This is a genomic window from Candidatus Jordarchaeum sp., assembly GCF_052745115.1.
Genome location: NZ_JBRAKS010000155.1, coordinates 1 through 8,982 on the forward strand (window position 1 = coordinate 1; position 8,982 = coordinate 8,982).

Sequence of the window (8,982 nt, forward strand, 5' to 3'; positions counted from 1 at the left end):
AAGCAATACTTTGAGACTTAAGACACTTCCTGTTGGAGTTAAATTTGTAAAAAGTGCTGAGGATTTTCCCGATGGAACGATGCGTCCGACAAAAAATTTCGGCATTAGAATGGCTACCTGTCAAGCGATATCTATTTCCAGAAGATTCGGTTGGATTATGGGACTGACAAATGAAGACATAAAATGTGTTCCTTCCTCACTAATGTATGGTTTAGTTGAACTCACTGATCCAAACGCCGTAGTGGAAGCTATGAAGGCCATGGGGTATGGAGAAGACGATAAGGCATTAGAAAAAATGGTGGAAAAAATTCCCATACTGCCTTTCGGTGAGCATGAGGGAATGTACTCCGCTCCTCTGGGAATGTTTCAGTCAAAACCGGATACTGTTCTCATCTACTGTGACCCGTCTCAAGCCTGGCGTTTAGTTCAAGCCGCCGTATACAGGAAAATAGAGGTTACTTCCACATACACTGGTGTAGCCGAGTCCTGTAGAGCAGGAATTGAAGTGTACAAGGATAAAAAAACGGGAATATATCTTCCCGGCGGAGGAGACCGCGTATTCGCCATGGCAGCCGACGATGAGGTAATATGGGCGACACCTTTTGAAGATCTAAAGAAAGTAGCGGACATAATTGAGTTGCCGGGTCAAGGAGTGGGGTTACGATATCCGGTGCCCACCTACCTACTTTTCGAACCATTCGCAGTACCCGCTTGGACCATACTCGAAGGGAAAATCAAAAAAACCTAACAAACCATCCCCATTTTTTTGTGGGAATAGGATAATAGCTCTTTTGGTAAAAAATAATAAATGCATCTATAATCTTATTATTAGAAGTATTTATGTTCTTAATTTACTTTATATAATATTGTGGAGGAGAGAAGAGATGGAGTTTAAACTAAAAACTGCTTCTGAGACTATTCCCCAAGGTATACCAGTAACCGAGCACTCGGTTTTTACACCAGTTTCCGAGGCAGTATCTATCACTAATATAAAGATAATGGAACCCGTGGATTACGGAGATTCAAATTATCAGCTCATTGACTTAGGTGGAGTATGGAGGCGTCTTGCAGATAGGGGCGATTTAGGGAATTCTCCTTCTAAGCCGGATTTTGACGACTTTGATTGGCCTCAAGTTAAGGTTCCCAATAACTTTGGTCTGGATGGTGAACTGCAAAGGTTCTATGACCCAGTGTGGTACCGCCGAGTGATACGGGTTAAAAGTTTCAATTTTGCAGATTTAATTTTTGAAGGAGTAGACTACCTAGCAGACGTGCACTTAAACGGTGAACACCTAGGTCATCATGAGGGTTACTTTGCACCGTTCTCATTTGACATTTCTAAAAAACTTAAAGAAAAGAATATTCTGGCAATAAAAGTGCAAGATCCTTGTGAAAACTTGGATCCAACCAAATGGTTCTTCCAACAATACAAAAAGTATATAAAAGGAACAATGAATTATCATGATTCCCGACCAGGGGGATTACCCGGAACCACATCTCCTCGCTGGTCATCGGAATGGGGGCAAAGCCTAACCACCGGGGGAATCACTCAACCGGTGTATTTAAAATTCACCGGACCAGTTAGAATCGACAAGTTCTTCGCCACACCATTAGACCTTAAGGGGCGAGTCCATCTCGCCATAGTAGCCACCAACCGACAGGAAAACCAAAAACAAACAGCATTCAATATTCATCTTTATATACCGATCAAGGAAAAAGAGTCTAAAGAGAAAAAACACGTAGTCTTAGCATTCTCTACCGAGCTGGAACCAGGACCGAACCGAATTGATCTAGAACTATTAATTCCCGAACCTGCTCTGTGGTGGCCATGCTCCCACGGCGAACTCGGTGAGCCAGTCACCTATGGTTTAACAATAGAAGCAGTTTGCGAAAAAATACTCTCAGACAGAATCCACGAGCACTTTGGAATACGTACTGTCCACTTGGATCACGATCCTTGGGTGTTTAACCTAAATGAGCGTCCAATTTTTATAAAGGCTACCAATTACATACCCCGCCAACACTTCGCGGATGTGGACTACGACTTCTACCATCAAGACATGCAAATGGTCAAGAAAGCAAACCTGAACAGCGTGGGTATTCACGCCCACATCCAGTGCCCTCCATGCTACGAAGCTACTGATGACGTAGGAATAATGGTTTTTCAAGATTTTCCACTCCAATGGGCGTATGATTCGGGTGAAAAAACCAATCCGGGATTTGTAGAAAAGGCCCAAAAAATGATAGCCGAAATGGCCTACCACCTATACAATCACGCATCCGTAGTATATTATGCATGCCACAATGAACCCCCAGCACAATTCTATTCCGGTTTTGAAGCCGAACCCGACGAGGATAAAGGAAACCTAGTGCTCGACGAAAAACTACAGCAAAGGCTACAAGAAGTGGAACAAAGCCGACCAGTACACAGATCATCAGGCATAGGAGAAGACCTTCACGTGTACGATGGATCCCTAAATGGGGGCTCCCTTTACGATTGCCGTCAAAGAAAGTCCGGATTTGTTTCCGAATACGGTTTCTGGTCCATCGCCGAAAACGCGGTGAAATACGGAGACACTGGTTGGCCACCGGACGAGGACCAGCTTATAGAATGGTCGAGTCGCCTAAGCTTCTTCGGCTCCACCTGCACTTTCACCGGTGCACCCAACCGTTACCCCAGCCTTATATACTGGATAGTGGGAACCCAGCTCTACGGCGCTTTTTTGGCAAAATATCAAACTGAATTCTTCCGTTCACGCAGAGGACAACCCTACAATGCAATACGCTGGCACTTCTTCTCAGACTGGTGGCCAGAATTCGGCTACGCCGGAGGAGGCCTGGTGGATGCTTACCGCAACCCCAAACTAGCCTACAAGTGGCTAACTCAAGCGCAAAGACCTCTAATAATGATAGCGGATTTAGAAAACACCGTGTTTCCACCAGGCACGGAACTAAAGATTCCCATCTATATGGTGAACGATAACCTAAGCATAAAAACTGGAAAATGGCAAGTAGAATTAAACCGAGTAAGCCAGAGCATAGTCATTGAAGGTGACCCTGAAGCTGCAAAACTTGGAGGCACTACTCTGCCCGCATCGGAACGCCACCTAGTAGCCATACCCGCAGGCGAAACCAGGGAAAAACTCCTTGAACAAGAAGGCGAATTCCAAATTCAACCCGAAACAGTAAAAAAAATCATCACCATAACCTTCACCACACCCCCTGAAGCCGAACTCAAATCATACACCCTAACCCTGAAATGGAAAGAAGAAAGCGGGCTCAAAGAAAGAAACTGGGCCCACATACTAGTAGCACCAAACGATTGGTCACCAGGCCCCGGAATGCACCTAATAACATCACCCTAGAAAAATAGAAAAATAGTATATACAAAATTTCTAAAGTTTTTGAAATAAAAAAGAATAAAAAAGTGGTTGAGACCAAATAAATATTCGCATATTTTTGTCTTATTGATCTTCATAACTTTGCTTACTTGCTTGCATAATAATGTCTACGAGCTGAGAGGCCTCTAACATACCTATCTGAACACCGCCTGGATACATGCCGTCCTTCTGGAACATCCACTGAACCTTTTCTGTTATCGCTTTCTTATCGATCTTCAAACCGATAAGCTCTTTTTCCAATTTTTCTAAAGCATCCCCTGGAGCCATCTGCAACGTTCCCGTAAACATCACGTCCTTAATAGTATCTCCCTCTCGTAAAACATAAGCCCTAATCAAAGGTCCTCCCGAAATCTTCAGAAACGCTTTTCCCAGATTAGTGCCTGGAGGAATCTCCTCAAACTTCTTCTCCGCAGACCGAGCAAAAATATGCTGCTCCGAATGGAACATGGTCGTAAACTCTTTCACGTACTGTAACTCTAAATCTAGCCACTCTCCTTCCTCAACGTCAATGCCGAAAGCCTTCTTAAAGGTCTCCAGAGTAATCTCAATCCAGTCCTGCCTAATCTCATCTATCTGCTCCAAGCCATCCGGATACACACCCGCCTCCTCAAGATTCCAACTTCTCTCCATCACATCCTTAAGAACCTTATCCGCAAACTTCTCCGCCGGAGAAACCAACACCTTAGCCATCATATCAGTAGGCTTAACACAATTCGGAAACCAGGCAAACCCCATCGCGTTGAAAAGTCCCGAGGAGCCACAGCCCATAAACTTTCTCCAAACCTTCTTATCAGGGTCCCAGATCTCCATATCGTTCAGCGGGCGGTAGCGTACCGGAATCTTATACCTCTCGCTAATAACATCCGCACCCGCGCCCAATATTTTCATTAGCACCAAATCTGGTGACGGCGGCAATTCTGGATGCTTATCTTTGTTCCAAACCAAACCCACAAAAGGCTCAGAGCCAGGCTCCGCATAAATCACACCACCACCAGCCACAATGCCCCTAGTAATCTTTATACCATTCTTGACCGCAACATCATAGTTAATATCCCTCAAAACATCGCAGTAACGCTGTAGAAAAATCGCTGGTTTATCCAAATAATAAAATGCAACGGTCTCCGGAATTTTACCCTCAGCCGTAGCTCTAAGAGCCGCAGGAATAAAGCCACTATACCAGTCAGCTACGTCAGTTGTCGTAGTTACCATTCTCCATTTTTGAGCCATTTTTATTTTACCTCCATCTTACTCCTTTCTATTCGTATTTCGAATTTCTGTTTTATTGCTTTTTATTGCTTTGTTATATTATAAATTTTTTTAAAATTCTATCATTAGAAATTAGTAGATAGTTTAGGAGATCTTATTTTTTTTAAGTTCCTAACTATCGCTCTTCAATTTTTGTAATATCCGCTATAAAAATCCCAATTTTTAAAAAAATGAAAAAATATTGCAGAGCAACGGTGTTTTTTAGACTTCGAATATTTTTCCTCTGCATTCTGGTTTGTCGAATTCGTATAGTTTGTAGTCGAATCTTTTTTTTGTGATGATTTCTGCGACGGCTGCGTGGCATATTATATTTATGCATTCCTGGCCTCCGACTAGGCGTCCTATTCCTTCGTTTATGAAGGCTCTGCAGGCGTCCTTGTAGGGGCAGTTTTTGGACACCATGGTTACTTCGTTGTTTTCTCCTCTTATGAAGCGTAGTGGGATGGCTGTTTTGACCATTTTTCCTATTTCTTCGAATTTGTCTAGGGCTTCGAATAAGTCTCCTGTGGTTCCGATTACACTGTTTAGCATGCCGCTTGACTCTATTATGGATTTCATGGCGCTGAAGGCAGATCTTTTGGATCCAGCCCCGGTGGAGCCCTGGAGTTTACTCTCTGCTTTAGCGATTCCGTACATTAGGGCGCAGTATCCGTTGGGATATTTGTCCAAGTTGTTTATGATGTAGTTGGTTACTTCCTGTAGGTTTTGGATGTTTTCTGGAGGCTTATCCATCAGTTTTTCTGCTTCGAATTGTAGTGCGTGTTCTGATGCTATCCGAGTGAAAATGGGTCCGTATATTTTTTCGTTTTCTTCTATTGCACTTTTTACAAAGATTACGCTGATTTGGCTATCGGGCACTGTATCGACAATAATTTCGTTTTTCAGAGACATAAGAGTCCCACCTTCCAGAGATTTAGAAGGTTTATTTTGCTTTTTGTGTTGTTGGTCTTAGAATTTTTTAAAAAAATTGTTACCAGTTTGTATAATATAATTAATATGAATGTATTTAAATTTTAGTAAAGGCTTTTTATGGGAGGCTGCGAGAATGAAAAAGTCTGAAGATTCTGATTTGAATGCCCTCACCATTTTTTTTGTTAATGTTGATTTTTTAATATTCATTGCAGATGGGAGGTTTGCCAAGAATGGTTTTTAAAAATGCTGCCATTCTAAAACTGTATACTATCACTCTGTTCTTTGTTCGCTTTTCTTGATAGATTTTTACTTTTCCCTTACTAATTGCTGCTAATATTGAATCTACATTATTCTGATTACAGTCTACTGCTGTTACACCGTTCCCAACATTCCTATGGTAATGGGCGTCGCTACCCGCTACCATGGGTAACCCCAATCTATGGGCGGCCATCTTTGCTCTGGTGTTAACACATTTCAATTGACTGGCGTTAAATCCCTCAACTGCGTCAAAATCCGCATTATCCAAATGTTTTCCAACTCCTCCCCAACCGAAAGGGTGGGGAGCAACAACCAGAGCACCCATGTCCCTTAGTATTTCCACAGTTTCAATAGCGGTAAAGTTACCCATATGGCCCTTGGGGTTATTTTTTAATCCTAGTGCGATAATGTCTCCGTTTTTGCATTTAACCTCGATACCTGGTATTACTAGAAAATCCTTATCTAGTTTTTTTGCTATTTTTGAAGCCACTAAGCCCCCTTTCACTGTGTCGTGATCTGTCACCGCTATGCCGGATAACCCCTTCCTGATTGCTGTTTTAACCACTTGTCTTGGAGTACTTACCGCATCTGGCCCCCAAATCCGGTTTTGGGAACAGGTGGTGTGAATGTGCAGATCCATTTTTTTCATATAATCGCCAGCAAAAGCTTTTCAGATTTCATCACATGGGGGGCGTTTTGTAACATGAAATAGTAAGCCTATTTTTTTGGAATAGATGCGGCCCATGCTTTTTGTATGCTTTTCCTGAATAATTTTTGTTTTTTCCCTTCTTATGGCGTCCTTCACCGCGTCTATGGAGAGTTCATTAATATCTAAGCCGGTTATCCCGTTTGCCACTTCTTCTGCGATGTGGGCGTCGCTGCTTGCCACCATTGGTAACTTCAATCTCTTGGCTAATTCCTTTGCCTTCCTATTGTAGCGTGAGAGAATATGGGCGTTAAAACCCTCAAGTGCATCAAATCTTAACTTCTCCACAAGTGAGCCCAGTCCCTCTCTGCCATAGGGGTGGGGCGCAATTATTACCGCACCTTTCTCTCTCATCTGTTCCACGGCTTCTGCGGCGGTCAAGGATCTGCTCTTAATGGTTAATTCTTCTAGCACACCTATTGCGAGGACATCTCCGCTCTTGGACTTCACCTCTATGCTGGGTATTACCAGGAAATTCTTATCGATTTTTCTAGCGATTTTTGCGGCGAGTAAGCCGCCTCTAGTGGTGTTGTGATCGGAAACCGCAACTCCGTCCAATCCTCGGCTGATAGCTGTTTCCACAATTTCTCTCGGTGTGCTTAAGCCGTCTACGCCCCAGATCCAGTGCTTAGAACAGCAGGTATGTGTGTGAAAATCGAATTTCTTCATTTAGTATCACCTAGACAATCTCACATTCCAAACCTAACAACCCCCTACTAAATAATTTTGTGCATGAAAATTATCTCCAAAGAAAAAAATAATTTTGAGCAGAATGGTTTTCTAGCTAATTTTTAAACTCAAAAAATATATAACACACTTATTACACTATAATCTATGACCAACAACATGAAAATGAGGGAATATTTACTTCAAAATAGAAGGTGAGCTTTTTATGCCTGATGGTGAAAATGAATTTACTTTGGATGGCGAGTTCAATGACCAGAACGCTGTTTTTTTCATAAAATTTGCGGTCGAGGAAACTGAGAAGCTATTTGGGCCTATCTTCACACGAATGGTTTCAGAGCACGCACTTGAGTTCGAGGCGGAGAAGCTAAACGAAAAACCGCCCGAAAATATCCGGGGATTAGAGGATGTTTCCAACTACATCATAACAAATCTCGGCAAGTACCCTAACGGATACAACTCCCTAATCTACGGCATAGCCAAAGCAGAAAGCAAACTCCAAGGCTCCACCGCGTCAGGAGCTAAAAGAGCAGCCTACAGCGCCATGAAAGCCATACTTGAGAGCAGTAGCCTGCTGAACAGCGTAATCGGAACCACAGAAGACGCATTAGAAGCTATTGAGAAGTCTTCGGAAATAGGAAAGGCTGCTAAAACAACTATTCCAATGCGCTTCATCAGAGAAGAAAACAATGGTGTAACCATGGTAGTACCTGACTGTCCTTTCAAGGATGCCTGCAGAGCCTTCGTGAAGGAGGGAATATCACGCATGGTCGGAGGCTCGGAATGCGTAAATCTGATAGATAACGCCGCTAGTCTAGAAATCATTACAAAGAAACACTTCGACTATAGGCTAGAAAAATTCGATAATCCCGAATGTATAGGGAGAATATTCGAAATCTAAACGCCACCCAAAATTTCTCCTTTTTTTATCATAAAGTTAAATCTACTGGAATTTTTCCCCGAATAGTTATTTCTTTTCCCACAAATTCTGAAAAATATGCGTAAACCTCTACACCTTGGTTATATGCCTTTCTTAGTATTTCACCGAATTTTTGATCGATTAAATCATAGGGACGTAGAACCTTAGCATCTGTTCTCTGCACCACGAAAAGAATACAGCTCCTGTAACCCTCCTCAAATGCCTTCATAAGCTCGATCAGATGTCTCCGGCCTCGAAGAGTGGGAGCGCTAGGAAACAATGCTACACCGTTAATGACCGTAGTACACGATTTAACTTCTAGTAAACACTTTTTGTCTCCGTTATCCAACATAAAATCAATTCTACTATCATAGAATTTGTACTCTGGAATAATAGTCAAATATTCTTTGAACTCGTCTAATCTCTTGTTTTTTAAGGCTTCAAATATCAACTTATTTGGTATTCGAGAATCCAAAGATATCAACTGGCCATTATGATAAACCGCAATCAGATCGTAACGGGTCTTCCTGTACTTTTTAGTCCTATCCGCAAGAAGTACCTTCACACCAGGATAAAGTAACTCCTCCAATCTGCCTGGGTCTGGCAGAAAGCATGGTACACTAGTTCTATTTACCTCCGCAACGGTGAGAAATTTATTAACCCTCTCCTTAAAGAAGGCTTCAATGGTACTATCAACTATCCTCATTAAAAGCACTTCAATAAGTGTGATTAATTCAACCTAAACACTATATTCCATCATATCTCTCTGATTAAAATAAGTACGCTCTTAAATAAGATTTTTGTGGCTGATTTTTCCAGTTTTCTTATGAAGGTTT

General features: G+C 42.2%; 8 protein-coding genes. 3 read left to right on the forward strand and 5 right to left on the reverse strand.

Annotated elements, in window-relative coordinates; translation table 11 throughout:
- Both ACUVXA_RS11720 and ACUVXA_RS11725 read left to right on the forward strand, forming a co-directional pair.
- Positions 1–748 (forward strand): DUF169 domain-containing protein (locus tag ACUVXA_RS11720; RefSeq protein WP_445871451.1); only part of this gene is annotated, 748 nt, incomplete at its 5' end.
- A 136-nt stretch (positions 749–884) separates the two neighbouring features.
- Positions 885–3,365, forward strand: coding sequence for a glycoside hydrolase family 2 protein (locus tag ACUVXA_RS11725; protein WP_445871452.1), 2,481 nt, complete (start codon positions 885–887; stop codon positions 3,363–3,365).
- 99 nt (positions 3,366–3,464) lie between these two features.
- Here ACUVXA_RS11725 and ACUVXA_RS11730 read toward each other — a convergent pair whose 3' ends face one another.
- From ACUVXA_RS11730 to ACUVXA_RS11745, 4 genes are all read right to left on the reverse strand, one after another.
- Positions 3,465–4,628: a hypothetical protein gene (locus tag ACUVXA_RS11730; protein WP_445871453.1), complete on the reverse strand. Its 1,164-nt coding sequence runs from the start codon at positions 4,626–4,628 to the stop codon at positions 3,465–3,467.
- Between the two features lie 240 nt (positions 4,629–4,868).
- Positions 4,869–5,558 (reverse strand): hypothetical protein, encoded by a 690-nt coding sequence (locus ACUVXA_RS11735; RefSeq protein WP_445871454.1) that lies wholly within the window; start codon positions 5,556–5,558, stop codon positions 4,869–4,871.
- Positions 5,559–5,775: 217 nt separating this feature from the next.
- The gene (locus ACUVXA_RS11740) at positions 5,776–6,486 is read right to left on the reverse strand and encodes a PHP-associated domain-containing protein (RefSeq protein ID WP_445871455.1); all 711 of its coding nucleotides are present in this window, start codon (positions 6,484–6,486) and stop codon (positions 5,776–5,778) included.
- Positions 6,487–6,507: 21 nt separating this feature from the next.
- The gene (locus ACUVXA_RS11745) at positions 6,508–7,212 is read right to left on the reverse strand and encodes a PHP domain-containing protein (RefSeq protein WP_445871456.1); all 705 of its coding nucleotides are present in this window, start codon (positions 7,210–7,212) and stop codon (positions 6,508–6,510) included.
- 223 nt (positions 7,213–7,435) lie between these two features.
- Here ACUVXA_RS11745 and ACUVXA_RS11750 point away from each other — a divergent pair, with 223 nt between their 5' ends.
- Entirely contained in the window at positions 7,436–8,128 is a 693-nt protein-coding gene (locus ACUVXA_RS11750; RefSeq protein WP_445871457.1) for a hypothetical protein, read from the forward strand.
- Positions 8,129–8,156: 28 nt separating this feature from the next.
- Here the strand turns inward: ACUVXA_RS11750 and sfsA are convergent, their stop codons facing one another.
- Complete coding sequence (gene sfsA / locus ACUVXA_RS11755) at positions 8,157–8,852, reverse strand: DNA/RNA nuclease SfsA (protein ID WP_445871458.1); 696 nt, start codon at positions 8,850–8,852, stop codon at positions 8,157–8,159.
- Positions 8,853–8,982: the final 130 nt, after the last annotated feature.